Source organism: Cytobacillus pseudoceanisediminis, assembly GCF_023516215.1.
Classification (GTDB): domain Bacteria; phylum Bacillota; class Bacilli; order Bacillales; family Cytobacillaceae; genus Cytobacillus; species Cytobacillus pseudoceanisediminis.
The window spans coordinates 4,003,373-4,029,541 of record NZ_CP097349.1 but is presented as its reverse complement, the minus strand read 5'-3'; the positions used below and the strand labels follow the sequence as shown (position 1 = coordinate 4,029,541).

Annotated in this window: 30 protein-coding genes, 2 pseudogenes and 1 other annotated feature; all 32 genes and pseudogenes read left to right on the top strand. The window is 43.3% G+C overall.

What is annotated here, in order from left to right; translation table 11 throughout:
* The 32 genes and pseudogenes from M5V91_RS21815 to rplX all read left to right on the top strand — a co-directional run bounded on the left by M5V91_RS21815 (position 1) and on the right by rplX (position 26,163).
* Positions 1-426 (top strand): Mini-ribonuclease 3, encoded by a 426-nt coding sequence (locus M5V91_RS21815; protein ID WP_019382778.1) that lies wholly within the window; start codon positions 1-3, stop codon positions 424-426.
* Positions 423-1,165: pseudogene (gene rlmB / locus M5V91_RS21810) on the top strand (23S rRNA (guanosine(2251)-2'-O)-methyltransferase RlmB). The gene M5V91_RS21815 and the pseudogene rlmB overlap by 4 nt, the downstream one beginning before the upstream one ends.
* Positions 1,166-1,167: 2 nt before the next feature.
* Positions 1,168-1,673 (top strand): annotated as a pseudogene (locus M5V91_RS21805) (NYN domain-containing protein).
* Positions 1,674-1,742: 69 nt separating this feature from the next.
* A complete protein-coding gene (sigH, locus tag M5V91_RS21800) occupies positions 1,743-2,399 on the top strand; it encodes an RNA polymerase sporulation sigma factor SigH (protein ID WP_009336536.1) in 657 nt (218 codons plus the stop codon).
* Positions 2,400-2,498: 99 nt separating this feature from the next.
* On the top strand, positions 2,499-2,642 hold the full coding sequence (rpmG, locus tag M5V91_RS21795; RefSeq protein WP_009336538.1) for a 50S ribosomal protein L33: 144 nt from the start codon (positions 2,499-2,501) through the stop codon (positions 2,640-2,642).
* Positions 2,643-2,777: 135 nt separating this feature from the next.
* Positions 2,778-2,960, top strand: coding sequence for a preprotein translocase subunit SecE (secE, locus tag M5V91_RS21790; RefSeq protein ID WP_009336541.1), 183 nt, complete (start codon positions 2,778-2,780; stop codon positions 2,958-2,960).
* Between the two features lie 132 nt (positions 2,961-3,092).
* Complete coding sequence (gene nusG / locus M5V91_RS21785; RefSeq protein WP_009336543.1) at positions 3,093-3,626, top strand: transcription termination/antitermination protein NusG; 534 nt, start codon at positions 3,093-3,095, stop codon at positions 3,624-3,626.
* A 209-nt stretch (positions 3,627-3,835) separates the two neighbouring features.
* The gene (rplK, locus tag M5V91_RS21780; RefSeq protein WP_009336545.1) at positions 3,836-4,261 is read left to right on the top strand and encodes a 50S ribosomal protein L11; all 426 of its coding nucleotides are present in this window, start codon (positions 3,836-3,838) and stop codon (positions 4,259-4,261) included.
* 236 nt (positions 4,262-4,497) lie between these two features.
* The gene (gene rplA, locus M5V91_RS21775) at positions 4,498-5,241 is read left to right on the top strand and encodes a 50S ribosomal protein L1 (RefSeq protein WP_026041788.1); all 744 of its coding nucleotides are present in this window, start codon (positions 4,498-4,500) and stop codon (positions 5,239-5,241) included.
* A gap of 50 nt (positions 5,242-5,291) precedes the next feature.
* Positions 5,292-5,431: a sequence feature (ribosomal protein L10 leader region), on the top strand.
* A gap of 33 nt (positions 5,432-5,464) precedes the next feature.
* A complete protein-coding gene (gene rplJ, locus M5V91_RS21770; RefSeq protein WP_009336549.1) occupies positions 5,465-5,965 on the top strand; it encodes a 50S ribosomal protein L10 in 501 nt (166 codons plus the stop codon).
* Between the two features lie 57 nt (positions 5,966-6,022).
* Entirely contained in the window at positions 6,023-6,388 is a 366-nt protein-coding gene (gene rplL / locus M5V91_RS21765; RefSeq protein ID WP_009336551.1) for a 50S ribosomal protein L7/L12, read from the top strand.
* A 301-nt stretch (positions 6,389-6,689) separates the two neighbouring features.
* Positions 6,690-7,292: a class I SAM-dependent methyltransferase gene (locus M5V91_RS21760; RefSeq protein WP_009336553.1), complete on the top strand. Its 603-nt coding sequence runs from the start codon at positions 6,690-6,692 to the stop codon at positions 7,290-7,292.
* Positions 7,293-7,664: 372 nt separating this feature from the next.
* Complete coding sequence (gene rpoB / locus M5V91_RS21755; RefSeq protein ID WP_026041789.1) at positions 7,665-11,219, top strand: DNA-directed RNA polymerase subunit beta; 3,555 nt, start codon at positions 7,665-7,667, stop codon at positions 11,217-11,219.
* 130 nt (positions 11,220-11,349) lie between these two features.
* Positions 11,350-14,949, top strand: a complete 3,600-nt coding sequence (gene rpoC, locus M5V91_RS21750; protein ID WP_019382782.1) for a DNA-directed RNA polymerase subunit beta' — start codon at positions 11,350-11,352, stop codon at positions 14,947-14,949.
* A gap of 156 nt (positions 14,950-15,105) precedes the next feature.
* On the top strand, positions 15,106-15,354 hold the full coding sequence (locus M5V91_RS21745; protein WP_009336559.1) for a 50S ribosomal protein L7ae-like protein: 249 nt from the start codon (positions 15,106-15,108) through the stop codon (positions 15,352-15,354).
* Positions 15,355-15,457: 103 nt separating this feature from the next.
* A complete protein-coding gene (gene rpsL, locus M5V91_RS21740; protein ID WP_009336562.1) occupies positions 15,458-15,880 on the top strand; it encodes a 30S ribosomal protein S12 in 423 nt (140 codons plus the stop codon).
* A gap of 42 nt (positions 15,881-15,922) precedes the next feature.
* A complete protein-coding gene (gene rpsG / locus M5V91_RS21735; RefSeq protein ID WP_009336565.1) occupies positions 15,923-16,393 on the top strand; it encodes a 30S ribosomal protein S7 in 471 nt (156 codons plus the stop codon).
* A gap of 51 nt (positions 16,394-16,444) precedes the next feature.
* A complete protein-coding gene (gene fusA, locus M5V91_RS21730; RefSeq protein ID WP_284521496.1) occupies positions 16,445-18,526 on the top strand; it encodes an elongation factor G in 2,082 nt (693 codons plus the stop codon).
* 115 nt (positions 18,527-18,641) lie between these two features.
* The gene (tuf, locus tag M5V91_RS21725; protein WP_009336569.1) at positions 18,642-19,829 is read left to right on the top strand and encodes an elongation factor Tu; all 1,188 of its coding nucleotides are present in this window, start codon (positions 18,642-18,644) and stop codon (positions 19,827-19,829) included.
* A gap of 532 nt (positions 19,830-20,361) precedes the next feature.
* Positions 20,362-20,670 (top strand): 30S ribosomal protein S10, encoded by a 309-nt coding sequence (gene rpsJ, locus M5V91_RS21720; protein WP_009336571.1) that lies wholly within the window; start codon positions 20,362-20,364, stop codon positions 20,668-20,670.
* A 40-nt stretch (positions 20,671-20,710) separates the two neighbouring features.
* Positions 20,711-21,337, top strand: coding sequence for a 50S ribosomal protein L3 (gene rplC / locus M5V91_RS21715; RefSeq protein ID WP_009336573.1), 627 nt, complete (start codon positions 20,711-20,713; stop codon positions 21,335-21,337).
* 28 nt (positions 21,338-21,365) lie between these two features.
* Positions 21,366-21,989, top strand: a complete 624-nt coding sequence (rplD, locus tag M5V91_RS21710) for a 50S ribosomal protein L4 (protein ID WP_009336574.1) — start codon at positions 21,366-21,368, stop codon at positions 21,987-21,989.
* Positions 21,989-22,273, top strand: coding sequence for a 50S ribosomal protein L23 (gene rplW / locus M5V91_RS21705; RefSeq protein ID WP_009336576.1), 285 nt, complete (start codon positions 21,989-21,991; stop codon positions 22,271-22,273). Before rplD ends, rplW begins: the two co-directional genes overlap by 1 nt.
* Before the next feature lie 32 nt (positions 22,274-22,305).
* Positions 22,306-23,136 (top strand): 50S ribosomal protein L2, encoded by an 831-nt coding sequence (rplB, locus tag M5V91_RS21700; protein ID WP_009336578.1) that lies wholly within the window; start codon positions 22,306-22,308, stop codon positions 23,134-23,136.
* A 59-nt stretch (positions 23,137-23,195) separates the two neighbouring features.
* On the top strand, positions 23,196-23,474 hold the full coding sequence (gene rpsS, locus M5V91_RS21695; protein WP_009336580.1) for a 30S ribosomal protein S19: 279 nt from the start codon (positions 23,196-23,198) through the stop codon (positions 23,472-23,474).
* A gap of 18 nt (positions 23,475-23,492) precedes the next feature.
* Positions 23,493-23,834, top strand: coding sequence for a 50S ribosomal protein L22 (gene rplV, locus M5V91_RS21690; RefSeq protein WP_009336582.1), 342 nt, complete (start codon positions 23,493-23,495; stop codon positions 23,832-23,834).
* A 3-nt stretch (positions 23,835-23,837) separates the two neighbouring features.
* Complete coding sequence (gene rpsC / locus M5V91_RS21685; RefSeq protein ID WP_009336585.1) at positions 23,838-24,494, top strand: 30S ribosomal protein S3; 657 nt, start codon at positions 23,838-23,840, stop codon at positions 24,492-24,494.
* A 1-nt stretch (position 24,495) separates the two neighbouring features.
* Positions 24,496-24,930: a 50S ribosomal protein L16 gene (gene rplP, locus M5V91_RS21680; protein ID WP_009336587.1), complete on the top strand. Its 435-nt coding sequence runs from the start codon at positions 24,496-24,498 to the stop codon at positions 24,928-24,930.
* On the top strand, positions 24,920-25,120 hold the full coding sequence (rpmC, locus tag M5V91_RS21675) for a 50S ribosomal protein L29 (protein WP_009336588.1): 201 nt from the start codon (positions 24,920-24,922) through the stop codon (positions 25,118-25,120). Before rplP ends, rpmC begins: the two co-directional genes overlap by 11 nt.
* A 21-nt stretch (positions 25,121-25,141) precedes the next feature.
* Complete coding sequence (rpsQ, locus tag M5V91_RS21670) at positions 25,142-25,405, top strand: 30S ribosomal protein S17 (RefSeq protein ID WP_009336589.1); 264 nt, start codon at positions 25,142-25,144, stop codon at positions 25,403-25,405.
* Positions 25,406-25,445: 40 nt separating this feature from the next.
* A complete protein-coding gene (gene rplN / locus M5V91_RS21665; protein WP_009336590.1) occupies positions 25,446-25,814 on the top strand; it encodes a 50S ribosomal protein L14 in 369 nt (122 codons plus the stop codon).
* Positions 25,815-25,851: 37 nt separating this feature from the next.
* Positions 25,852-26,163, top strand: a complete 312-nt coding sequence (gene rplX / locus M5V91_RS21660) for a 50S ribosomal protein L24 (RefSeq protein ID WP_009336591.1) — start codon at positions 25,852-25,854, stop codon at positions 26,161-26,163.
* Positions 26,164-26,169 lie beyond the last annotated feature (6 nt).

The window sequence follows — 26,169 nt, the reverse complement described above, 5'->3', positions numbered from 1 at the left end:
ATGCTTCACTATGAAAACAAAATAGATGAAAAACAATTGAATAGTCTTGCCTTGGCGTATATGGGGGATGCGGTATTTGAAACCTATATACGCCACCATCTCCTTCAGAATGGACGGGTTCGGCCCCATTTTCTCCATAAGGAGGCAACCCGATATGTTTCTGCAAAAGCCCAGTCCATAATCATTCATGAATTAATTGACTCTGAACGGCTGACGGAGGAAGAACTGGCAGTAGTCCGGAGGGGGCGAAATGCAAAGTCCGGATCGGTGCCGAAAAATACAGATGTCCAAACATACAGATACAGCACAGCTTTTGAATCTCTTATCGGCTATCTGTTTTTGTCGAAAAGACAGGAGCGGATGGAAGAGCTGATTCTGGAATCCATACATTTAGTTGAGAAAAGGAAAGGAGGAGCGGCAAAGTGAGCCAGGATTTTATCATCGGGAAAAATCCCGTTATTGAAGCATTAAAGTCAGAGAGGGATATTAATAAGATATTCATTGCAGAAGGTTCGCAAAGCGGGCAGATGCAGCAGGTAATCGGTTTGGCGAAGTCCGCCGGGGTACTGGTCCAGTTCGTTCCCAAGAAAAAATAGATGGGATGGCAGAGGGGAATCATCAGGGTGTTATCGCACAGGTTGCTGCTTATCAATATGCAGAAATCGATGATTTGTTTGCTGCTGCAGAAAAGAAAAATGAAGCAGCTTTCTTCTTGCTGCTGGATGAGATAGAAGATCCCCATAATCTTGGCTCCATCATGAGAACCGCAGATGCAGTCGGGGCGCACGGGATCATTATTCCGAAGAGAAGAGCGGTCGGGCTCACGGCAACAGTAGCCAAAGCCTCAACAGGAGCGATCGAGTATATCCCGGTTGTCCGGGTTACGAATATGGCCAGAACAATTGATGAATTAAAAGAAAGAGGCGTCTGGATTGCCGGTACCGATGCAAAAGGGAAACAAGACTTCCGTCAGATGGATGGAACGATGCCTTTAGGTCTTGTAATTGGAAGCGAAGGTAAAGGGATGGGCCGCCTGATTCGCGATAAATGTGATTTTCTTATTAACCTGCCGATGGCTGGACACGTTACTTCCCTTAACGCATCAGTTGCTGCTGCGCTGCTCATGTATGAGGTTTATCGGAAACGGCACCCGCTTGAGGGATAGAAATGGACATCCTTCTTGTTGATGGATACAACATAATTGGTGCTTGGCCAGAACTCAGGGAGCTCAAAAACAAGGATTTATCGTCAGCAAGAGACCGCCTGATTGAAAAAATGGCCGAGTACCAGGGATATTCCGGGTACAGAGTGATTATCGTGTTTGATGCCCATTATGTAAAGGGCACGGAAAAAAGTTTAAGGATTCAAAGGTCGAAGTTATTTTTACAAGAAATAATGAGACGGCCGATGAACGCATTGAAAAATTGGCTATTGATCTCAGTAATATTAAAACCCAAATTCATGTGGCAACCTCCGATTTCACAGAGCAATGGGTCATATTTGGCCAGGGAGCTCTAAGAAAATCAGCAAGGGAGCTGCTCAATGAAATGAATTTGATTGAAAGCAGCATCGAAAAAAGTAAAAAAATTCAGCAGAAAAAGCCTGTATCCAAGATACCTCTCAGTGATGAAGTGGCAGAAATTTTTGAAAAATGGCGCAGAGGAGGACAATGAGCGGTTGACGCTTGAAAAATCCGTGCTGTATAATATTTCTAACCATGCTTGTACGGTCGGGGGATCCTAGTGAGTGCTGACTTCAAGACAATCGACGAAAATCTTATAGACTTTATCCAGCTTGAGGACGAAGAAATAGTTGAGCTCGTGCATAAGGGCGAGAGTGAGGCCCTTGATTATCTGATTCATAAGTACCGCAATTTTGTCCGGGCAAAAGCAAGATCCTATTTTTTGATTGGCGCAGATAAAGAAGATATTGTACAAGAGGGAATGATCGGCTTATACAAGGCGATCCGCGATTTTAAAGAGGATAAGCTGTCTTCATTTAAAGCGTTTGCCGAACTGTGCATCACCAGGCAAATCATAACCGCCATCAAGACAGCGACCCGCCAAAAGCATATTCCGCTGAACTCTTATGTGTCTTTGGACAAGCCCATTTATGATGAGGAATCGGACAGGACGCTTATGGATGTAATCTCTGGGGCGAAGGTTATGGACCCTGAAGAGCTTATTATCAACCAGGAAGAATTTGATCACATTGAAGTGAAAATGTCAGAGCTTCTGAGTGACCTTGAACGAAAGGTGCTTGCCCTTTATTTGGATGGGCAGTCCTATCAGGAAATTTCCGAAGAACTGAACCGCCATGTTAAATCGATTGACAACGCCCTGCAGCGGGTGAAAAGAAAGCTGGAAAGATATTTGGAAGTGCGTGAATTTTCCCTATAGACAGAATTTCCCAACACCTTGCTTTTTTTGCAGTTATTGACATGTTTTGGGGTGCGTGTTAAAGTTTTAAGGGCGTAATGTGACTTAGTAGGTGGAAATATGACTAAAAAGGTAATTTTGGCTTGCTCTGTATGTGGTTCCAGAAATTATTCCACTGCGGGCAAAAATGATTCTGCAAGGCTGGAACTGAAGAAGTTCTGCAGCACATGCAGCGCTCATACGATCCATAAAGAAACAAAGTGATTATATAGATAAGAAGTTTGCTCTTTTAATAGCAGAAGCCTGAGCGTTTTATGCAGACTGGAAGATTGGTCTGATTTTGAAGCCGCTTTCGCTTCTTGTTAAAGGGTACATCTCTTGAAAGTTGGGGGTTACGAAATGCAGCGCATCGTGAATTTTTTCCGTGAAGTTGGCCGGGAAATGAAAAAGGTCAGCTGGCCTAAACGCAAAGAGCTGACAAACTATACTGTTACCGTTCTTGCTACGGTTACGTTCTTCGCTCTGTTTTTTGCGGTGATTGACCTGGGAATTTCTGAATTGATTCGTTTAATTCTTGAATAACCCCTGAGTTTCCATGGTATAATGGAGAATAACACAGGAAACATTTGCAAAGCCCGGAAACGGGTTTTTTAATTTGGTCAAAAATAATAAATTGTTGAATACAGGGAGGGAAGGACGAACAAGTCCTCGTAAATGGAAAAGAATTGGTATGTTGTTCATACGTACTCCGGCTATGAAAATAAAGTCAAAGCCAATCTGGAGAAACGTGTTGAATCAATGGGTATGCAAGATAAGATCTTCCGCGTGGTAGTTCCGGAAGAAGAAGAAACAGAATTGAAAAACGGCAAGAAAAAAGTAGTGAAGCGCAAAGTCTTCCCTGGTTATGTACTAGTAGAAATCGTGATGACGGATGATTCCTGGTATGTAGTAAGAAATACTCCGGGTGTAACTGGATTCGTAGGTTCAGCAGGTTCTGGATCAAAGCCGACTCCACTATTGCCGGAAGAAGTTACGAACATCCTTAAGCATATGGGTGTTGAAGAAGCACGCTTTGATATCAACTTTGAGATCGGTGAAACAGTTCAGGTGAAAGAAGGTCCGTTTGCGAACTTCACAGGCACCATTGAAGATATTGATAAAGATAAGGCGAAGATTAAAGTGCTTGTCAACATGTTTGGCCGTGACACTCCGGTTGAACTAGATTTTTCACAGATTGAAAAACTGTAAGAAGCAGTCTGCTGAAAGTACTTTTATATATCTTTGTAAAAAAACTTGAAATTGCCTTTGAAAAGTGATAATATTTCAAAGGTCAGTATGTCTCGGACAAAGAGACTGGACAATTGTTAAAAGTTCTTTATCTTAATATAAAGACTATAAGTTGAGTGGGAGGGAATTTTCCCTATTACCACATCACGGACTTTAAGGAGGTGTGTCTCGTGGCTAAAAAAGTAATCAAACTTGTAAAGCTGCAAATCCCTGCAGGTAAAGCAAACCCTGCACCACCAGTAGGACCGGCACTAGGTCAAGCAGGTGTTAACATCATGGGATTCTGTAAGGAATTTAACGCTCGCACAGCTGAACAAGCTGGCTTAATCATTCCTGTTGAAATCACGGTTTTTGAAGACCGTTCATTTACATTTATTACGAAAACTCCTCCTGCTGCAGTTCTTCTTAAGAAAGCGGCTGGAATCGAGTCTGGTTCTGGTGAACCAAACCGTAATAAAGTAGCAACAGTCAAGCGTGACAAGGTACGCGAGATTGCTGAAACAAAGATGCCTGATCTAAACGCTGCTAGTGTAGAAGCTGCAATGCGTATGGTTGAAGGTACTGCACGCAGCATGGGTATAGTTATCGAGGACTAATCCATGCACGAAGCAGATTTAGGGATGAGGTTGCGACGCTGAATTTTGTTTCACTCGCAACCTTTGTTCTGTCTAGAGCAGGCGCCTTTGACCGAGGCGCCTCCGCTTTTAGTGTCTAGCTGCGGCGCCTAGCCCCTCGAGTCATAAGCTAATCCTCCCGGAAAGGTAAAGATCACCTTTCAGTGAGGCTCGTCTTATGCTTGTCGGGGCTGACCGAGGCGCCTCCGCTTTTACTCGTGGGAGGTTATTCCGCTAAAACCACAATCAAGGAGGAAATAAAAATGGCTAAAAAAGGTAAGAAATACGCAGAAGCTGTGAAGCTTGTTGATTCTTCAAAAGCTTACCCAATTGCTGAGGCGATTGAACTTGCGAAGAAAACTAATTTTGCAAAATTTGATGCAACTGTTGAGGTAGCATTCCGTCTAGGAGTTGACCCTAAGAAAGCTGACCAGCAAATCCGTGGAGCAGTTGTTCTTCCAAACGGAACTGGTAAAACTCAGCGCGTTCTTGTTTTCGCTAAGGGTGAAAAAGCGAAAGAAGCAGAAGCTGCTGGAGCAGATTTCGTAGGTGATTCTGAATACATCAACAAAATCAGCCAAGGCTGGTTCGACTTTGATGTAATCGTTGCTACACCTGACATGATGGGTGAAGTTGGTAAACTTGGCCGCGTATTAGGACCTAAAGGCTTAATGCCAAACCCTAAGACTGGCACAGTTACTTTTGACGTTCAAAAAGCAGTTAACGAAATCAAAGCAGGTAAAGTTGAATACCGTGTTGACAAAGCTGGTAACATCCACGTGCCAATCGGTAAAGTATCTTTCGAAGACGAAAAGCTTGTTGAAAACTTCAACACTATTTTCGATACAATGATGAAAGTGAAGCCTGCTGCTGCTAAAGGAACTTACATGAAGAACGTTTCTGTTACTTCTACTATGGGACCTGGCGTAAAAGTAGATCCTTCATCTGTTGCAGTAAAATAATAACAATTGACATTCTAAAATACATGCTGTAATATGTATTTTGTTGTTAAAATATAATAACATTTGTGCCGTAGACAGCAGGTGCTTAATTGCTTAATTTCCTGCCGAGGTATTACGATAGAATTGCTTTTTCTTGCTATTGTATACTTCCTCCATGTCTGCAAAGTCGTGGAGGTTTTTTATTGGACGGTATGAATGTAGAAATTCTACAGGAGGTGTAAGGATGAGCAGCGTTATCGAACAAAAGAAACAAATCGTAGAAGAAATTGCTGATAAGCTTAAATCAAGTTTATCAACAGTTGTTGTTGACTACCGTGGTCTTACTGTTGCTGAAGTTACTGAACTTCGTAAACAGCTTCGTGAAGCTGGCGTGGAATTCAAAGTATACAAGAATTCAATGACTCGCCGTGCTGCTGAAGCTGCTGAACTTTCGGGTTTAAACGAAGCTTTAACTGGACCTAACGCAATCGCGTTCAGCACAGAAGATGTAGTTGCTCCAGCGAAAATCCTTAATGATTTCGCGAAAAAGCATGAAGCACTTGAAATTAAAGCAGGTGTAATCGAAGGAAATGTCGCTTCAGTAGAAGATATCAAAGCTCTTGCTGAACTACCATCACGCGAAGGCTTGCTTTCTATGCTACTCAGCGTACTTCAAGCACCTATCCGCAATCTTGCTCTTGCTGCAAAAGCTGTTGCAGATCAAAAAGAAGAACAAGGCGCGTAAGTTGATTTTAGCGTTAAACTAATAGATTCAAACCAAAAATAAGGAGGAAACATAATCATGACTAAAGAACAAATCATTGAAGCAGTTAAAAATATGACTGTTTTAGAACTTAACGACTTAGTAAAAGCTATCGAAGAAGAATTTGGTGTAACTGCTGCTGCTCCTGTAGCTGTAATGGGCGGAGCTGCTGGTGGAGACGCTGCTGCTGAGAAAACTGAATTTGACGTTGTTCTTGCTTCTGCAGGCGACCAAAAAATCAAAGTTATCAAAGTGGTACGTGAAATCACAGGTCTTGGACTTAAAGAAGCAAAAGAACTTGTTGACAACACTCCAAAAGCTCTTAAAGAAGGCGTTTCTAAAGAAGAAGCTGAAGAAGTTAAAGCTAAGCTTGAAGAAGTTGGAGCTGGCGTTGAAGTTAAGTAATAACATTTATGAAAAGTCCGCTGCTTAAGCGGGCTTTTTGTTTTGCTGTAAAATCTATAACTTTAATCTGAAGGTACTGTCCAGCTAAACAAGGAACGCTTCGTCAGCTTTATCATCGTACGACTAAAAGCATCGTGTTACGGAGGAGCCTGTTCCCTCGAGGTGTCGGGGAAGGGAAGGGCGCTTCTGCTTTTCTGTTTACTTTTTGCTTTTTGATGGGCAATCCTATATAATTCCTTCGAAACCACTTAATTGTGATTCTCCTATTTTCTTCTTATATATTCTCCCTGGAGGTGATTTCATGTCTGAACACTACTATTCCCAAACGCAAAAAGTTGAAAGCAGCCCTAAAACCTGGAGTTATACTCTAAAGGAGTATCCATTCCGATTTAAAACAGATAATGGTGTTTTTTCAAAGGGTGAAGTGGATTTTGGTTCAAGGTTATTAATTGAGACTTTTGAAGAGCCGGAAGCTGAAGGTAACATTCTTGATGTAGGCTGCGGATACGGGCCCATTGGGCTGACTGCAGCAAAGCTGATGCCTGAACGGACAGTTCATATGGTTGATGTAAATGAGAGGGCGCTTGGACTTGCGAAAGAAAATGCTGAATTGAACGGCATTAAAAATGTGCAAATCTATGAAAGTGACCGCCTTGAAAATACAAAAGGAAATAAGTTTGCGGCCATTCTGACAAACCCGCCGATCCGCGCCGGGAAAAAGGTTGTTCATGATATATTTGAACAAAGTTTTCATTCGCTGATTTCTGGAGGTGAGCTATGGGTTGTCATCCAGAAAAAGCAGGGTGCACCATCTGCCATAGATAAACTGACAGAGTTATTCGGTGAAGTAGAGACAGCAGAAAAGAAAAAAGGCTATTTTATTTTAAGAGCAAAAAAAGATTGACTTGACTTTTTTGCTATGATAGTATTGTAAAATGCCAACATATTATATTTCTATTTATAACTAAATTTATCTAATAGTTGTATAAATTTGGTTTTAATGGGAAAGCTAACAAAATAATAGTCGTATTGTGAAAATGTGGTTTTTGAAGTGAAAACCCTTTTTCTTTTTGTCTTATAAGAATGGAGGTTTGGCTTATGTCCCTGTACTTTTTCGGGAAAAGTCCAGCTTCTAAGCCAGTTCGCTGGCGGCACTTTGCGCCATCGGTTCCGGCTCTTTTGCTTGTTGCCGATAGGCAGGCGCTCTATAGCTTTTCTTATAAGATGATATAAATTGCTATTAGCAACAATAACGCTTGATTTGAGGGTGAATCAGTTGACAGGTCAACTAGTTCAGTATGGACGACACCGCCAACGTAGAAGTTACGCACGAATCAGTGAAGTTTTAGAATTACCAAATCTAATCGAAATCCAAACCTCTTCTTATCAATGGTTTCTTGATGAGGGTTTACGAGAAATGTTCCATGATATTTCTCCGATTGAAGACTTTACTGGTAATTTGTCGCTTGAATTTATTGATTACAGCCTTGGCGAACCAAAATATTCCGTTGAGGAATCGAAAGAACGAGATGTTACATATTCTGCACCTTTACGTGTGAAAGTGCGTCTTGTAAACAAAGAAACAGGCGAAGTTAAAGACCAGGATGTCTTTATGGGTGACTTCCCGCTTATGACAGAGACAGGTACGTTCGTTATTAACGGAGCGGAACGTGTCATTGTATCCCAGTTAGTACGTTCACCGAGCGTATATTTCAGTGGAAAGCTTGATAAAAACGGGAAAAAAGGCTTTACAGCAACCGTAATCCCGAACCGCGGCGCTTGGCTTGAGTATGAAACAGATGCCAAAGACGTCGTATACGTCAGAATAGATCGTACTCGGAAACTGCCCGTTACGGTTCTTTTGCGTGCACTTGGGTTCGGCTCTGATCAAGAGATCATCGATTTGATTGGAGACAACGAGTACATTCGCAACACTCTTGAAAAAGATAATACTGAAAGTACAGAGAAAGCGCTGCTTGAAATTTATGAGCGCCTTCGTCCGGGCGAACCGCCAACGGTTGAAAATGCGAAAAGCTTGCTTGTCTCAAGATTTTTCGATCCAAAGCGCTATGACCTGGCGAATGTTGGACGCTATAAGATCAATAAGAAGCTTCATATCAAAAATCGCCTGTTCGGTCAAAAACTGGCTGAAACGCTTGTGGATCCAGAAACTGGCGAAATCATTGCGGAAAAAGGCGTTACGCTTGACCGCCGCACTTTAGACCGGATCCTTCCTAACCTGGAGAAGGATATCGGCTTTAAAACCGTAAGCCTTTTAGGCGGAGTTGTAGATGATGAAGTGCTGCTTCAGTCTATTAAGATTTACGCGCCTAATGAAGATGGCGAAAAAGTCATCAATGTAATTGGCAATGCTTATGTTGAAGAAGCAGTGAAAAACATTTCACCTTCTGACATCATTGCTTCAATCAGTTATTTCTTTAACCTTCTGCACTCTGTAGGAGATACAGATGATATCGACCATCTTGGAAACAGACGTCTTCGTTCAGTCGGAGAACTATTGCAGAACCAGTTCCGCATCGGTCTTTCCCGTATGGAGCGTGTGGTCCGCGAGAGAATGTCCATCCAGGATACAAATACCATTACGCCTCAGCAGCTGATTAATATCCGTCCTGTTATTGCGTCAATTAAAGAGTTCTTTGGAAGCTCGCAGTTGTCCCAGTTCATGGACCAGACAAATCCGCTCGCTGAACTGACACATAAACGCCGTCTTTCTGCGTTAGGACCTGGTGGTCTGACACGTGAACGTGCCGGCTTCGAAGTACGTGACGTTCACTACTCTCACTATGGCCGTATGTGTCCGATTGAAACGCCGGAGGGACCAAACATCGGTTTGATTAACTCCTTATCTTCATTTGCGAAGGTAAACCGTTTCGGATTTATCGAAACACCGTATCGCCGAATTGACCCTGAGACCGGAAAAGTTACATCCCGCATCGACTATCTGACAGCTGATGAAGAGGATAACTATGTAGTGGCCCAGGCGAATGCACTTCTTGGTGACGATGGCTCATTCCTTGACGAAGAAGTAGTTGCCCGTTTCAAAGGTGAAAACACAGTTGTGAAGCGAGACCGTGTTGACTACATGGATGTATCGCCTAAACAGGTAGTTTCTGCTGCGACGGCATGTATCCCATTCCTGGAAAACGATGACTCCAACCGTGCCCTGATGGGAGCGAACATGCAGCGTCAGGCTGTGCCTTTGATGCAGCCGGAAGCGCCAAGAGTTGGTACTGGTATGGAATATGTATCAGGTAAAGACTCAGGTGCTGCAGTCATCTGTAAGCATGAGGGGATCGTTGAGCACGTAGAAGCTCGCGAAGTTTGGGTTCGCCGCATTCAAAACGTGGATGGCCAGGAAGTTAAAGGCGATCTTGATAAATACAGAATGCTTAAATTCATCCGTTCCAACCAGGGAACTTGCTACAACCAGCGCCCAATCGTTGCTGTAGGCAACCGTGTAACTAAAGGAGAAATCCTTGCTGACGGACCTTCCATGGAACTTGGTGAATTAGCGCTTGGACGCAACGTTCTCGTCGCGTTTATGACATGGGATGGATATAACTACGAGGATGCGATCATTATGAGTGAGCGCCTCGTAAAAGATGATGTTTATACATCTATCCATATTGAAGAATATGAATCAGAATCACGCGATACAAAGCTTGGACCTGAAGAGATCACAAGAGATATCCCTAACGTTGGGGAAGATGCACTGCGCAATCTGGACGAACGCGGAATTATCCGCACAGGTGCGGAAGTAAAAGATGGCGACCTTCTTGTTGGTAAAGTAACTCCTAAAGGGGTAACGGAACTAACAGCTGAAGAACGGCTATTGCACGCAATCTTTGGTGAAAAAGCTCGTGAAGTCCGCGATACTTCCCTTCGTGTGCCACACGGCGGCGGCGGTATCGTACTCGATGTTAAAGTATTTAACAGAGAAGATGGAGATGAGCTTCCTCCAGGTGTTAACCAGCTTGTGCGTGTATATATCGTTCAGAAGCGTAAAATCTCTGAAGGTGACAAGATGGCCGGACGCCACGGTAACAAAGGTGTTATCTCCCGTATTTTACCGGAAGAAGACATGCCTTACCTGCCGGATGGCACCCCAGTAGACATCATGTTAAACCCTCTCGGGGTTCCATCGCGTATGAACATCGGACAGGTGCTTGAGCTTCACCTTGGTATGGCTGCCAGAGCATTGGGCATTCACGTAGCATCTCCTGTATTTGATGGTGCCCGCGAGGAAGATGTATGGGCAACGATCGAAGAAGCAGGCATGGCGCGTGATGCTAAGACTGTCCTTTATGATGGACGTTCAGGCGAGCCGTTTGACAATCGCGTATCAGTAGGTGTCATGTATATGATCAAACTGGCGCACATGGTTGACGATAAGCTCCATGCCCGTTCAACAGGACCTTACTCTCTTGTTACGCAGCAGCCATTGGGCGGTAAAGCTCAGTTTGGCGGACAGCGTTTCGGTGAGATGGAGGTTTGGGCACTTGAAGCATATGGTGCTGCCTATACACTTCAGGAAATCTTAACGGTTAAGTCCGATGACGTCGTTGGACGTGTTAAGACTTACGAATCAATCGTCAAAGGCGAGAATGTTCCTGAACCGGGCGTACCGGAATCATTCAAGGTACTAATCAAAGAACTTCAAAGTTTAGGTATGGATGTTAAGATCCTTTCTGGCGATGAAGAAGAAATTGAAATGCGCGACCTGGAAGATGAAGATGATGTTCAGCAGGCTGAATCATTGACAATCGCTCCGGAAACGCAAAATGAAGAACAGGTAGTTACGAAAGAATAATTTAATATAAATCCTTAATCCCTGGGCGCTCCGCCCTAAATGGCGGAGGCTGCTGGGGATATTATTGGCACTTTTGCTGCTGTTTGAGCAATAAGGGTAAAACCCGGAGATCAAAAGGGAGGTAGGCCCCTTGCTAGATGTAAATAATTTCGAGTATATGAAAATAGGTCTTGCTTCACCGGATAAGATACGTTCTTGGTCACATGGTGAGGTTAAGAAGCCTGAAACGATCAACTATCGTACATTAAAACCAGAAAAAGACGGTTTATTCTGCGAACGCATTTTCGGACCGACAAAAGACTGGGAATGTCACTGCGGAAAGTATAAGCGTGTTCGATACAAAGGCGTTGTCTGTGATCGATGCGGCGTTGAAGTAACACGTGCAAAAGTGCGCCGTGAAAGAATGGGCCACATTGAACTTGCAGCCCCTGTATCCCACATTTGGTACTTCAAAGGCATCCCAAGCCGTATGGGTCTTGTGCTGGACATGTCTCCGCGTGCACTTGAGGAAGTTATTTACTTCGCTTCTTATGTTGTAACGGATCCTGGCGATACGGCTCTTGAAAAGAAGCAGCTGCTTTCCGAAAAAGAATACCGTGCATACCGTGAAAAGTATGGAAACAAGTTCCAGGCATCCATGGGTGCTGAATCCATTAAGAAACTTCTTTCTGACATAGACCTCAACAAAGAAGTAGATACCCTTAAAGAGGAACTGAAAACTGCCCAGGGCCAGCGACGCACTCGTGCTATCAAGCGCCTGGAAGTTCTTGAAGCTTTCCGTGGCTCCGGAAATGAACCATCCTGGATGATTCTTGACGTTCTTCCGGTTATTCCTCCGGAACTTCGTCCGATGGTACAGCTGGATGGCGGACGTTTTGCCACTTCCGACTTAAATGATCTGTACCGCCGTGTAATCAACCGCAACAACCGCCTAAAGCGTCTATTGGACCTTGGTGCTCCAAGCATTATTGTTCAAAACGAAAAGCGCATGCTTCAGGAAGCAGTAGATGCGCTAATCGATAACGGCCGCCGCGGAAGACCGGTAACAGGACCAGGAAACCGTCCGTTAAAATCCCTGTCGCATATGCTTAAAGGGAAGCAGGGACGTTTCCGCCAAAACTTGCTTGGTAAGCGTGTTGACTATTCTGGACGATCGGTTATCGTCGTAGGACCAAACTTAAAAATGTACCAGTGCGGACTTCCGAAAGAAATGGCATTGGAATTATTCAAGCCATTCGTTATGAAGGAATTGGTGGAAAAAGGCTTAGCCCACAACATCAAGTCTGCAAAACGCAAGATCGAAAGAGTGCAGCCGGAAGTTTGGGATGTTCTTGAAAGTGTCATTAAAGAGCACCCTGTATTGCTTAACCGTGCCCCAACTCTTCACAGACTGGGCATTCAGGCATTTGAACCGACATTGGTGGAAGGACGCGCTATTCGTCTTCATCCGCTTGTGTGTACTGCATACAACGCAGACTTTGACGGTGACCAAATGGCTGTTCACGTGCCGCTTTCAGCAGAAGCACAGGCAGAAGCCCGCCTGCTGATGCTTGCAGCACAGAACATCCTGAACCCGAAAGACGGTAAGCCAGTTGTTACTCCTTCACAGGATATGGTATTAGGTAACTATTACTTGACACTTGAAAGAGCCGGCGCTGTCGGAGAAGGCATGATCTTCAATGATACAAGTGAAGCACTGCTTGCCTATCAGAACGGCTATGTTCATTTGCATACAAGAGTAGCTGTCCATGCTGGATCCTTGAATAACCAGACATTCACCGAAGAACAAAATAAAAAGCTTTTATTAACTACGGTTGGTAAGCTTGTTTTCAACGAGATTCTGCCTGAGACATTCCCATACATCAACGAGCCTACAAAAGAAAACCTTGAGATTGAAACTCCTGAGAAATACTTTGTAGAGCCTGCTACTGATGTAGCTGCTGTTATCAAGGAAATGCCTCTAGTAGATCCGTTTAAGAAAAAGATCCTTGGAAACATCATTGCGGAAGTCTTCAAACGCTTTAAAATCACTGAAACGTCTAAAATGCTTGACCGCATGAAAAATCTTGGATTCAGATACTCCACAAAAGCCGGCATCACGGTTGGTGTAGCTGACATCGTGGTATTGGGCGAGAAGCAGGAAATTATCCACGAAGCACAAAGCAAGGTTGATAATGTCATGAAACAGTTCAGACGCGGTCTTATTACCGAAGATGAGCGTTATGATCGTGTTATTTCAATCTGGAGTGCAGCGAAGGATAATATCCAGGCAAAATTGATGAAGTCATTGGATAAATCCAACCCAATCTTCATGATGAGTGACTCCGGTGCCCGTGGTAACGCATCCAACTTCACTCAGTTAGCTGGTATGCGCGGACTCATGGCCAACCCGGCTGGACGTATCATTGAATTACCGATTAAATCAAGTTTCCGTGAAGGTTTAACAGTACTCGAGTACTTTATTTCTACACACGGTGCCCGTAAAGGACTTGCCGATACAGCCCTTAAAACAGCTGACTCAGGTTACCTGACTCGCCGTCTGGTAGACGTAGCACAGGATGTCATCGTTCGTGATGATGATTGTGGAACTGACCGCGGATTGCTGATCGCATCTCTTAAAGATGGTACTGAAGTCATTGAAGCGCTTGAAGAGCGTCTGATTGGCCGTTATGCAAGAAGAAATATCAAACATCCTGAGACAAATGAAGTGATTGTAGCTGAAAACGGATTGATCACTGAAGATATTGCAGTTGAAATTGTTTCAGCCGGCATCGAAAAAGTATGGATCCGTTCCGCGTTCACATGCAACACACGTCATGGGGTTTGTAAAAAGTGCTACGGCCGCAACCTGGCAACCGGACAAGAGGTTGAAGTTGGTGAAGCAGTAGGTATCATCGCTGCCCAATCCATCGGTGAACCAGGTACACAGTTAACAATGCGTACGTTCCATACCGGTGGGGTAGCAGGAGACGATATCACTCAAGGTTTACCGCGTATCCAGGAAATCTTCGAAGCGCGTAACCCTAAAGGTCAGGCAGTCATTTCTGAAATTGATGGTGTGGTAGTTGGCATCAATGAAGGCCGTGACCGCCAGCATGAGATTGTTGTTCAGGGTGAAGTGGAGTCCAAGACGTATACAGCACCTTATACAGCCCGCTTAAAAGTAGCTGTAAACGATGAAGTAGTACGTGGACAGGAATTGACTGAAGGTTCTATTGACCCTAAAGAGTTAATTAAAGTAAAAGATGTAACAGCTGTTCAAGAATACTTGCTGCGTGAAGTTCAGAAGGTATACCGCATGCAGGGTGTTGAAATTGGCGATAAGCACATCGAGGTAATGGTACGCCAGATGCTTCGCAAAGTGCGTGTAATTGATGCAGCAGAAACAGATGTACTGCCAGGTACTCTGCTTGATATCCATCAATTTACAGATGCCAACGAAAAAGCCCTTCTTGCTGGCAAAATGCCTGCCACAGGACGTCCGGTTCTCCTTGGTATCACAAAAGCATCTCTTGAAACAGATTCATTCTTATCAGCAGCATCCTTCCAGGAGACGACAAGAGTTCTTACCGATGCAGCGATTAAAGGCAAGCGCGATGAGCTTCTTGGCCTGAAAGAGAATGTAATTATTGGTAAGCTTGTCCCTGCCGGAACAGGAATGCAGCGCTATAGAAGAGCAGAGCCTTATACAAATGAGGAAACTGCTGAAAATACTGTTACTGTAGAATAACTTTATTATTGCGGTGCTTGCTTATTTACCAGCAAGTACCGCATTTTAAAATGAATAAATAAAATAAAATTCATTTTGCTTGTTGACATCGAAAAATGAAGATGGTACTATAGCAAAGGTGCTCCTATTCACCGGATACTTTGGAGGATGTCGTAAATGTCTTATGATAAAGTATTGCAGGCTAAAAGTTTTATTGTAGGAACAAAGCAAACAGTCAAAGCTCTCAAACTGGGAACAATTGATGAAGTCGTAGTCGCCAGTGATGCTGATCCTAGGGTTACAGCTAAAGTGGTTAGTACAGCGAATGAGATGAACGTTCCGATTGTGTATGTTGATTCGATGAAAAAGCTCGGTAAAGCATGCGGAATCGAAGTTGGGGCAGCAGCTGTTGCCATATCTTTTTAAAAACTGTTTTTGTAGATTGCTATCTGCAAGAACTTTGTTTTTGCATCAAAATGAACCACCTGGATGTGTGGGCTTAAACAAATTCGAAGGGAGGAAAAATCAAATGCCTACTATTAACCAATTAGTGCGCAAGCCTCGTCAAACTAAGTCAGAGAAGTCAAATTCACCAGCTCTTAACAAAGGCTACAACAGCTTCAAGAAAGCTCAAACAAACGTAGCTTCACCTCAAAAGCGTGGTGTTTGTACTCGTGTTGGTACAATGACTCCAAAGAAACCGAACTCTGCATTACGTAAATATGCTCGTGTTCGTTTAACAAACGGTATCGAGGTTAATGCTTACATTCCTGGTATCGGACACAACCTTCAAGAGCACAGTGTTGTTCTTATCCGTGGAGGACGTGTAAAAGACTTACCGGGTGTACGTTACCACATCGTGCGCGGCGCTTTAGATACTGCTGGTGTTAACAACCGTATGCAAGGCCGTTCTAAATACGGTGCTAAGCGTCCAAAAGCAGCTAAAAAATAATTCTGAATAATAGACAACCATCTTTGAAAGGAGGAACAATCCATGCCACGTAAAGGTCCTGTAGCAAAAAGAGACGTATTGCCGGATCCGATTTACAACTCAAAGCTAGTTAGCCGTCTGATCAACAAAATGATGATCGATGGTAAGAGAGGTAAATCTCAAGCTATTCTTTACTCTGCGTTCGATATCATCAGCGAGCGCACTGGCAAAGAGCCAATGGAAGTTTTCGATCAGGCACTTAAAAACATCATGCCTGTACTTGAAGTAAGAGCACGCCGTGTAGGTGGAGCTAACTACCAAGTACCAGTTGAGGTGCGTCCTGACCGCCGTACTACTCTTGGTCTTCGCTGGTTAGTAAACTATGCGCGTCTTCGCGGTGAAAAGACTATGGAAGAGCGTTTAGCTAACGAAATCCTAGATGCAGCTAACAACACTGGTGCATCTGTTAAGAAGCGTGAAGATACACACAAAATGGCAGAAGCGAACAAAGCGTTTGCTCACTACCGCTGGTAAGATATACAGCTTAACTAAAATAACACTCATACTAGGAAGGAGAAAGACCCAATGGCTAGAGAGTTCTCCTTAGAAAATACTCGCAATATCGGTATCATGGCTCACATTGATGCCGGTAAAACAACAACAACTGAGCGTGTACTTTACTACACTGGCCGTATCCACAAAATCGGTGAAACACACGAAGGTGCTTCACAGATGGACTGGATGGAGCAGGAGCAAGAGCGTGGAATCACAATCACTTCTGCTGCAACAACTGCACAGTGGAAAGGCCACCGCGTAAACATCATTGACACTCCTGGACACGTAGACTTCACAGTTGAAGTTGAGCGTTCACTTCGTGTTCTTGATGGTGCGGTTGCGGTACTTGATGCACAGTCAGGAGTTGAGCCTCAAACTGAAACAGTTTGGCGCCAGGCAACTACTTACGGAGTACCACGTGTGGTATTCGTAAACAAAATGGATAAAATCGGTGCTGACTTCTTATATTCATTGAAGACACTTCATGATCGTCTGCAAGCTAATGCGGCAGCTATCCAATTACCGATTGGTGCTGAAGACCAATTCGAAGGAATCATCGATCTTATCACAATGAAAGCTACGTTCTACGGTAATGACCTTGGTACTGATATCGAAGAGCGTGATATCCCAGAAGAATACATGGATCAAGCTGAAGAATACCGTGAAAAGCTAATTGAAGCGGTAGCTGAACTTGATGAAGAATTAATGGAGAAATACCTTGGCGGTGAGGAAATCACTAACGAAGAGCTAAAAGCAGCTATTCGTCAAGGTACAGTAAACGTTGAGTTCTATCCTGTAATCTGTGGTTCTGCTTTCAAAAATAAAGGTGTACAAAAAATGCTAGATGCAGTAATCGATTATCTTCCTTCTCCATTAGATGTACCAGCTATCAAAGGTACACTTCCAGATTCGGAAGAAGAGGTTACTCGTCCTTCTAGCGATGATGCACCTTTCTCAGCTCTTGCATTTAAAGTTATGACTGACCCTTATGTCGGTAAACTTACATTCTTCCGTGTTTACTCTGGAACATTGAACTCAGGTTCATATGTACAGAACTCTACTAAAGGGAAGCGCGAGCGTGTAGGTCGTATCCTGCAAATGCACGCTAACTCTCGTGAAGAGATCTCGGTAGTTCACGCTGGAGATATCGCAGCAGCTGTTGGTCTTAAAGATACTAGCACTGGAGATACACTATGTGATGAAAAGAATCTTGTTATTCTTGAGTCTATGGAGTTCCCAGAACCAGTTATCTCATTATCTATCGAGCCGAAATCCAAGGCTGACCAAGATAAGATGACTACTGCTCTGCAAAAACTTCAAGAAGAAGATCCTACATTCCGCGCGCATACTGACCAGGAAACTGGACAGGTTATTATCGCTGGTATGGGTGAGCTTCACCTTGATATTCTAGTTGACCGTATGAAGCGTGAATTTAAAGTGGAAGCAAACGTAGGTGCACCTCAGGTTGCATACCGCGAAACTTTCCGTTCTTCAGCTCAGGTTGAAGGTAAATTCGCCCGTCAATCCGGTGGACGCGGACAATTCGGTCATGTATGGATCGAATTTGCTCCAAATGAAGAAGGTAAAGGCTTCGAATTCGAAAATGGCATTGTCGGTGGTGTTGTTCCACGTGAATACATCCCTGCAGTTCAAGCTGGTCTTGAAGATGCTCTTGAAAGAGGAGTACTTGCTGGATTCCCATTAGTAGATATCAAAGCTAGACTATTTGATGGTTCTTACCATGATGTCGACTCTTCTGAAATGGCATTTAAAATTGCTGCCTCTATGGCACTTAAAAATGCAGCGTCAAAATGTAATCCTGTAATTCTTGAGCCGGTTATGAAAGTTGAAGTAGTAATCCCTGAAGAATACATGGGTGATATCATGGGTGATGTTACATCACGCCGTGGACGCGTTGAAGGTATGGAAGCTCGCGGTAATGCACAAGTAGTTCGTGCGATGGTTCCACTATCAGAAATGTTTGGTTACGCAACTGCATTGCGTTCTAATACGCAGGGCCGCGGTACATTCTCAATGCACTTCGATCACTACGAAGAAGTACCTAAATCAATTTCTGAAGAAATCATCAAAAAAATAAAGGTGAATAATTGATTTTACCTTTTTAATAAAGTATAACTACTATTGTAGGCAAAAAGCGCTGTGGGAAGGGAAACCTCTCCACAGCAAAAATTACTTAACTTTTATAATCTGAAGGAGGATTTTTCAAATGGCAAAAGCTAAATTCGACCGTTCAAAACCCCATGTTAACATCGGTACAATCGGACACGTTGACCATGGTAAAACTACTTTAACTGCAGCTATCACAACTGTTCTTTCTAAAAAAGGCGGCGGTGAAGCACGCGGATACGATCAAATCGACGCAGCTCCAGAAGAGCGCGAGCGTGGAATCACAATCTCAACTGCACACGTTGAGTACGAAACTGAAAACCGTCACTATGCACACGTTGACTGCCCAGGTCACGCTGACTATGTTAAAAACATGATCACTGGTGCTGCTCAAATGGACGGCGGTATCCTAGTAGTATCTGCTGCTGACGGCCCAATGCCACAAACTCGTGAGCACATCCTTCTTTCTCGTCAGGTTGGTGTACCTTTCCTTGTTGTATTCATGAACAAGTGTGACATGGTTGACGATGAAGAACTACTTGAATTAGTAGAAATGGAAGTTCGTGACCTTCTTTCTGAGTACGAATTCCCTGGTGATGATATCCCAGTAATCAAAGGTTCTGCTCTTAAAGCTCTTGAAGGTGAAGCTGAGTGGGAAGCTAAAATCGAAGAGCTTATGGCTGCTGTTGATGAGTACATCCCAACTCCAACTCGTGACACTGACAAGCCATTCATGATGCCTGTTGAGGATGTATTCTCAATCACTGGCCGTGGTACTGTTGCTACAGGACGTGTTGAGCGTGGACAAGTTAAAGTCGGTGACGTTATTGAAATCATCGGTCTTGCTGAAGAGCCAAAATCAACTACTGTAACTGGTGTAGAAATGTTCCGTAAGCTTCTTGACTATGCTGAAGCTGGAGACAACATTGGTGCCCTTCTTCGTGGTGTAGCACGTGAAGATATCCAACGTGGACAAGTACTTGCTAAGCCAGGTTCTATCACTCCACACACTAAGTTCAAAGCTGAAGTATACGTTCTTTCAAAAGAAGAAGGTGGTCGTCACACTCCATTCTTCACAAACTACCGTCCTCAGTTCTACTTCCGTACAACTGATGTAACTGGTATCTGTAATCTTCCTGAAGGCGTAGAAATGGTTATGCCTGGAGATAACATCGAAATGACTGTAGAACTAATTGCTCCAATCGCTATCGAAGAAGGTACTAAGTTCTCTATCCGTGAGGGTGGACGTACTGTAGGCGCTGGCGTAGTTGCTACAATCCAAGAGTAATTGCAATAGATAAAAACAGATGGGTGACAACCCATCTGTTTTTTTTGTGTTTTTGCGTCGGGCAAAATATCAGCATAGTTTCTTTGACAGTATGAAACTTTGTACTCCTGCTGAGATAGAGATCGAATTTACTAAATCGCTTCAATGCTAACCATCAAGATTCTGCAGCTTAAACAACCAAAGCTCATCAAAAGTATCCTATTATATACACTACTTTCTTCTATATATAATCACCTATTCTAACTACATCATTTGACAGTTCCCATGGACCTAAAGCAAATATTTAGACTTCTTCCTATCCTATTGAAAACTTTGTAATCTGCAGTTATAATAGTAAAAGTGTGCGAAACATAAAGAAATAACATATACATGTTGCATTTCATTTATTGTTTCTGTATAATAGACAATGTTGGTCTTTGACTGCGATGATGTGAAAGGTTGCTGACACACCCGGCCGCTTTGCCATGGCGAGTGTGTGGGAAATTTTCACGGAGAATGTCTATATTAAAATAGGCGAAAAGGAGGGAAAATAATGGCAAAACAAAAAATTCGTATTCGTTTAAAAGCGTATGATCACAGAATTCTTGATCAATCAGCAGAAAAGATTGTTGAGACTGCAAAACGTTCTGGTGCGGCTGTTTCAGGTCCGATTCCATTACCAACTGAAAAGTCTATTTACACAATCCTTCGTGCGGTTCACAAGTACAAAGATTCTCGTGAGCAGTTCGAAATGCGTACGCATAAACGTCTAATCGACATCGTTAACCCAACACCACAAACGGTTGATTCTCTAATGCGTTTAGACTTACCGTCTGGTGTAGATATCGAAATCAAACTTTAATCAATAAATAATCATAAGAAAATTAGGAGGTGTGACTGAAATGACCAAAGGAATCTTAGGAAGAAAGATTGGTATGACTCAAGTATTTGCTGAAAACGGTGATCTTATCCCGGTAACAGTTGTTGAGGCAGCTCCAAACGTTGTTCTTCAAATGAAGTCAGTTGAAACTGATGGATATGAAGCGATCCAGCTTGGATTTGAAGATAAGCGCGAAAAGCTATCCAACAAACCTGAAAAAGGCCATGTTGCTAAAGCAAACACTGCTCCTAAGCGCTTCGTACGCGAATTCCGCGGAGCTGATTTAGGACAATATGAAGTTGGTCAAGAAGTCAAAGTTGATATATTCGCAGAAGGCGAAACTGTTGATGTAACAGGAATCTCAAAGGGTAAAGGTTTCCAGGGTGCCATCAAGCGCCACGGACAATCTCGCGGGCCTATGGCTCACGGTTCTCGTTACCACCGTCGCCCTGGTTCAATGGGTCCTGTAGCTCCAAACCGTGTATTTAAAGGTAAACTATTACCTGGACGTATGGGCGGAGAGCAAATCACTGTACAAAACCTTGAAATCGTTAAAGTTGATGCTGAGCGCAACTTGCTATTGATCAAAGGTAACGTACCTGGTGCTAGAAAAGCATTAGTAAAAATCAAAAGTGCGGTAAAAGCATAATAATTAAACCGGAAAGGAGGAAAACAGAATGCCGAAAGTAGCATTGTTTAACCAAAGCGGATCTAAAGTTGGTGATATCGAACTTAATGATGCGATCTTTGGTATCGAGCCTAACCAGCACGTATTATTCGAAGCTATTGTTATGCAAAGAGCTTCTTTACGTCAAGGGACTCATAAAACTAAAATTCGTTCTGAAGTAGCGGGCGGAGGACGCAAGCCATGGCGCCAAAAAGGCACAGGCCGTGCACGTCAAGGTTCTATCCGTTCACCACAATGGCGCGGAGGCGGTACTGTATTTGGTCCTGTACCACGCAGCTACAGCTACAAACTACCTAAAAAGGTTCGCCGTCTGGCAATCAAATCTGCGTTATCTTCTAAAGTGTTAGAAGAAAACATCCTAGTATTAGAAGGCCTTGCTTTCGAAACTCCTAAAACAAAAGACTTCAAAGGTGTATTAACTGGTCTTTCTGTTGATTCAAAAGCACTTATCGTAACTGCTGACCTAGATGAGAACGTAGCATTATCTGCTCGCAACATCCCTGGTGTAACAGTTGTGTCTGCTTCTGGAATCACTGTTTTAGATGTTTTAAACCATGATAAGCTTATCATGACGAAAGCAGCGGTTGAAAAAGTAGAGGAGGTGCTTGCATAATGGATGCACGCGAAATCATTAAGCGCCCCGTAATCACTGAACGTTCTACTGATATTATGGCTGATAAAAAATATACGTTCGAAGTTGACGTACGAGCTAACAAAACTCAAGTTAAGGACGCTGTAGAGCAAATCTTTGGCGTTAAAGTTGAGAAAGTTAACATCATGAACTACAAAGGTAAGTTCAAGCGTATGGGCAAATTTGGCGGTTACACTAACAAACGCCGTAAAGCGATCGTTAAATTAACAGCTGAAAGTCAAGAAATCGAGCTATTTGAAGCTTAAAACTACTATAACTAGAAGAGGAGGGAAACGAAATGGCGATTAAAAAGTATAAACCTACCTCTAATGGTCGTCGCGGCATGACGGTATCTGATTTCGCAGAAATCACGACTAACAAACCAGAAAAGTCTTTACTTGCTCCTGTTAAGAGAAAAGGCGGCCGTAACAACCAAGGTAAGTTGACAGTTCGTCATCAAGGCGGCGGTCATAAACGTCAATATCGTATCATCGATTTCAAACGTAACAAAGATGGCATTCCAGGACGCGTTGCCACAATCGAGTATGATCCAAACCGCTCTGCAAATATTGCACTAATTAACTATGTGGATGGAGAAAAGCGTTACATCCTTGCTCCTAAGAATTTACAAGTGGGCATGGAAGTAATGTCAGGTCCTGAAGCGGATATCAAAGTGGGTAATGCACTTCCACTAGCTAATATTCCAGTGGGTACTGTAATCCACAACATCGAATTAAAACCTGGTAAAGGCGGACAATTAGTACGTTCTGCTGGTACTTCTGCACAAGTTCTTGGTAAAGAAGGAAAGTATGTATTAGTTCGTTTGAACTCTGGTGAAGTTCGCATGATTCTTGCTGAGTGCCGCGCAACTGTAGGTCAGGTTGGCAACGAGCAGCACGAGCTTATTAACATTGGTAAAGCAGGTCGTTCACGCTGGTTAGGCAAGCGCCCAACTGTACGTGGATCTGTAATGAACCCTAACGATCACCCGCACGGTGGTGGTGAAGGACGTGCGCCAATCGGACGTAAGTCTCCAATGACTCCTTGGGGCAAACCAACACTTGGTTACAAGACACGCAAGAAAAACAACAAATCAGACAAATTTATCGTACGTCGTCGTAAAAAATAACGGGATTGTACTACGGTTCCAAATAAGAACCGTAGAGCAATCACGAAGGAGGTTCAATCATGGGTCGCAGCTTAAAAAAAGGACCTTTTGTTGATGAACATTTAATGACAAAGATCGAAAAGCTTAACGAAACAGAAAGCAAGCAAGTTACTAAAACTTGGTCTCGCCGTTCTACGATCTTCCCACAATTCATCGGACACACAATCGCAGTTTATGATGGTCGTAAACATGTGCCTGTATACATCACTGAAGACATGGTAGGCCACAAGCTTGGAGAATTCGCTCCAACTCGTGCGTACAAAGGCCATGGCAATGATGATAAGAAAACAAGACGTTAATGAGAGGAGGGCATTCTAATGCAAGCTAAAGCTGTTGCAAGAACAGTTCGTATTGCTCCTCGTAAAGCTCGTTTAGTCGTAGATTTAATTCGAGGAAAGCAAGTAGGCGAAGCAGTAGCGATTTTGAACCTTACACCTAAAGCTGCTTCTCCAATCGTAGAGAAAGTTTTAAAATCTGCACTAGCTAACGCTGAGCACAACTACGAAATGGACGTTAACAATCTGGTAGTTGCTCAAGCATTCGTAGACGAAGGACCAACTTTAAAACGTTTCCGTCCTCGCGCTATGGGCCGTGCAAGCCAAATCAACAAGCGCACTAGTCATATTACTATCGTTTTATCAGAAAAGAAGGAGGGATAATCAGTGGGTCAAAAAGTAAATCCAGTCGGTTTGCGTGTCGGTGTCATCCGTGATTGGGAGTCAAAATGGTACGCAGGCAAAGACTATGCTGATCTTTTACACGAAGACCTTAAGGTTCGTGAGTACATCACAAAGCGTTTAAGCGATGCTTCTGTTTCTAAAGTAGAAATCGAACGTGCTGCTAATCGCCTGAACATCACTATCCACACTGCGAAACCAGGAATGGTTATCGGTAAAGGTGGTACTGAGGTTGAAGCACTTCGCAAGTCACTTAACTCATTAACTGGCAAGCGTGTTCATATCAACATTCTAGAAATTAAAAGAGCAGACATTGATGCGAAATTGGTTGCGGAAAACATTGCTCGTCAATTAGAAAACCGCGTATCTTTCCGTCGTGCTCAAAAACAAACTATTCAACGTGCAATGCGCGCTGGCGCTAAGGGTATCAAAACAATGGTATCTGGTCGTTTAGGCGGTGCTGATATCGCTCGTTCAGAATCATACAGCGAAGGAACAGTTCCACTTCATACTCTTCGTGCTGATATCGATTATGCTACAGCTGAAGCTGATACAACTTACGGTAAATTGGGCGTAAAAGTATGGATCTATCGTGGAGAGGTCCTTCCTACTAAGAAGAAAACTGGGGAAGGAGGCAAATAATATGTTATTGCCAAAGCGCGTTAAATATCGTCGTGTACACCGCGGAAAAATGCGTGGTCAATCAAAAGGCGGAACTGAAGTAAACTTCGGTGAATATGGTCTTCAAGCTCTTGAAGCTTCTTGGATCACTAACCGTCAAATTGAATCTGCACGTATCGCAATGACTCGTTACATGAAACGTGGCGGTAAGGTTTGGATTCAAATTTTCCCGCATAAGCCTTACACTGCAAAGCCTCTAGAAGTCCGCATGGGTTCCGGTAAAGGTGCTCCAGAAGGATGGGTTGCAGTTGTTAAGCCTGGTAAAGTAATGTTCGAAATCGCTGGTGTATCTGAAGAGATCGCTCGTGAAGCATTACGTCTTGCATCACACAAACTTCCAGTTAAGTGCAAGTTTGTAAAACGAGAAGAAATTGGTGGTGAATCAAATGAAAGCTAATGAAATTCGTGACCTTACCACTGCCGAAATTGAACAAAAAGTAAAATCATTAAAAGAAGAGCTTTTCAACCTTCGCTTTCAATTGGCGACTGGACAACTTGAAAACACAGCTCGCATTCGTGAAGTACGCAAAGCGATTGCCCGCATGAAAACTGTTATTCGTGAAAGAGAAATCGGCTTTAGCAAGTGATATTGAGAGGAGGTTCGCACAATGAGTGAACGCAACCAACGCAAAGTTTACACTGGACGCGTCGTTTCTGACAAAATGGATAAGACAGTAACGGTTCTTGTCGAAACTTACAAAAAGCATCCACTTTACGGTAAACGCGTTAAGTACTCTAAAAAGTTCAAAGCTCATGATGAGCAAAACCAAGCAAAAACTGGCGATATCGTTCGTATTATGGAAACTCGTCCACTATCTGCGACTAAACGCTTCCGTCTTGTAGAAGTAGTTGAAAAAGCAGTTATTATCTAATTGTTCGGAATAAGGTTTATCCCGAAGGGAGGTTACACACATGATTCAACAAGAATCACGTTTAAAAGTTGCTGACAACTCTGGTGCTCGTGAAGTACTTACAATTAAAGTTCTTGGTGGCTCTGGCCGCAAGACTGCTAACATCGGTGATGTTATCGTTTGTACAGTGAAACAAGCAACACCAGGTGGCGTTGTTAAAAAAGGTGATGTTGTTAAAGCGGTAGTTGTTCGTACTAAGAGCGGTGTACGCCGTAATGACGGTACTTACATTCGTTTCGATGAAAACGCATGTGTAATTATTCGTGATGACAAAGGACCACGCGGAACTCGTATCTTCGGACCAGTTGCCCGTGAACTACGTGAAAACAACTTCATGAAAATTGTATCTTTAGCTCCAGAAGTATTATAAATAACAAATTAAATTGCCTTTAAGGAGGTGCGCACAGATGCATGTGAAAAAAGGTGACAAAGTTATGGTCATCTCTGGTAAGGATAAAGGCAAAACGGGCGTTATTCTTGCAGCGTTCCCTAAACAAAGCCGAGTGCTTGTTGAAGGAGTTAACATTGTAAAGAAACACTCTAAGCCTTCTCAGATGAACCCGCAGGGCGGAATCATCAGCCAAGAGGCACCTGTTCATGTATCAAACGTTATGCCTGTCGATCCTAAATCTGGTGAACCAACTCGTGTAGGCTATAAAACGGTTGATGGCAAAAAAGTACGTGTTGCAAAAAAATCCGGTGAAGTTCTAGATAAATAGTTTAAA

Coding starts and splice junctions, on each gene's coding strand:
- rplJ (WP_009336549.1), top strand. CDS start 5,465: ATGAGCAGCGTTATCGAACAAAAGAAACAAATCGTAGAAGAAATTGCT.
- M5V91_RS21815 (WP_019382778.1), top strand. CDS start 1: ATGCTTCACTATGAAAACAAAATAGATGAAAAACAATTGAATAGTCTT.
- rplX (WP_009336591.1), top strand. CDS start 25,852: ATGCATGTGAAAAAAGGTGACAAAGTTATGGTCATCTCTGGTAAGGAT.
- M5V91_RS21760 (WP_009336553.1), top strand. CDS start 6,690: ATGTCTGAACACTACTATTCCCAAACGCAAAAAGTTGAAAGCAGCCCT.
- rpsL (WP_009336562.1), top strand. CDS start 15,458: ATGCCTACTATTAACCAATTAGTGCGCAAGCCTCGTCAAACTAAGTCA.
- fusA (WP_284521496.1), top strand. CDS start 16,445: ATGGCTAGAGAGTTCTCCTTAGAAAATACTCGCAATATCGGTATCATG.
- rpsJ (WP_009336571.1), top strand. CDS start 20,362: ATGGCAAAACAAAAAATTCGTATTCGTTTAAAAGCGTATGATCACAGA.
- rplP (WP_009336587.1), top strand. CDS start 24,496: ATGTTATTGCCAAAGCGCGTTAAATATCGTCGTGTACACCGCGGAAAA.
- secE (WP_009336541.1), top strand. CDS start 2,778: ATGCAGCGCATCGTGAATTTTTTCCGTGAAGTTGGCCGGGAAATGAAA.
- rpmC (WP_009336588.1), top strand. CDS start 24,920: ATGAAAGCTAATGAAATTCGTGACCTTACCACTGCCGAAATTGAACAA.
- rpsG (WP_009336565.1), top strand. CDS start 15,923: ATGCCACGTAAAGGTCCTGTAGCAAAAAGAGACGTATTGCCGGATCCG.
- rplW (WP_009336576.1), top strand. CDS start 21,989: ATGGATGCACGCGAAATCATTAAGCGCCCCGTAATCACTGAACGTTCT.
- rplN (WP_009336590.1), top strand. CDS start 25,446: ATGATTCAACAAGAATCACGTTTAAAAGTTGCTGACAACTCTGGTGCT.
- rpsQ (WP_009336589.1), top strand. CDS start 25,142: ATGAGTGAACGCAACCAACGCAAAGTTTACACTGGACGCGTCGTTTCT.
- rpsS (WP_009336580.1), top strand. CDS start 23,196: ATGGGTCGCAGCTTAAAAAAAGGACCTTTTGTTGATGAACATTTAATG.
- rplL (WP_009336551.1), top strand. CDS start 6,023: ATGACTAAAGAACAAATCATTGAAGCAGTTAAAAATATGACTGTTTTA.
- nusG (WP_009336543.1), top strand. CDS start 3,093: ATGGAAAAGAATTGGTATGTTGTTCATACGTACTCCGGCTATGAAAAT.
- M5V91_RS21745 (WP_009336559.1), top strand. CDS start 15,106: ATGTCTTATGATAAAGTATTGCAGGCTAAAAGTTTTATTGTAGGAACA.
- rplC (WP_009336573.1), top strand. CDS start 20,711: ATGACCAAAGGAATCTTAGGAAGAAAGATTGGTATGACTCAAGTATTT.
- rpmG (WP_009336538.1), top strand. CDS start 2,499: ATGACTAAAAAGGTAATTTTGGCTTGCTCTGTATGTGGTTCCAGAAAT.
- tuf (WP_009336569.1), top strand. CDS start 18,642: ATGGCAAAAGCTAAATTCGACCGTTCAAAACCCCATGTTAACATCGGT.
- rplV (WP_009336582.1), top strand. CDS start 23,493: ATGCAAGCTAAAGCTGTTGCAAGAACAGTTCGTATTGCTCCTCGTAAA.
- rplB (WP_009336578.1), top strand. CDS start 22,306: ATGGCGATTAAAAAGTATAAACCTACCTCTAATGGTCGTCGCGGCATG.
- rplD (WP_009336574.1), top strand. CDS start 21,366: ATGCCGAAAGTAGCATTGTTTAACCAAAGCGGATCTAAAGTTGGTGAT.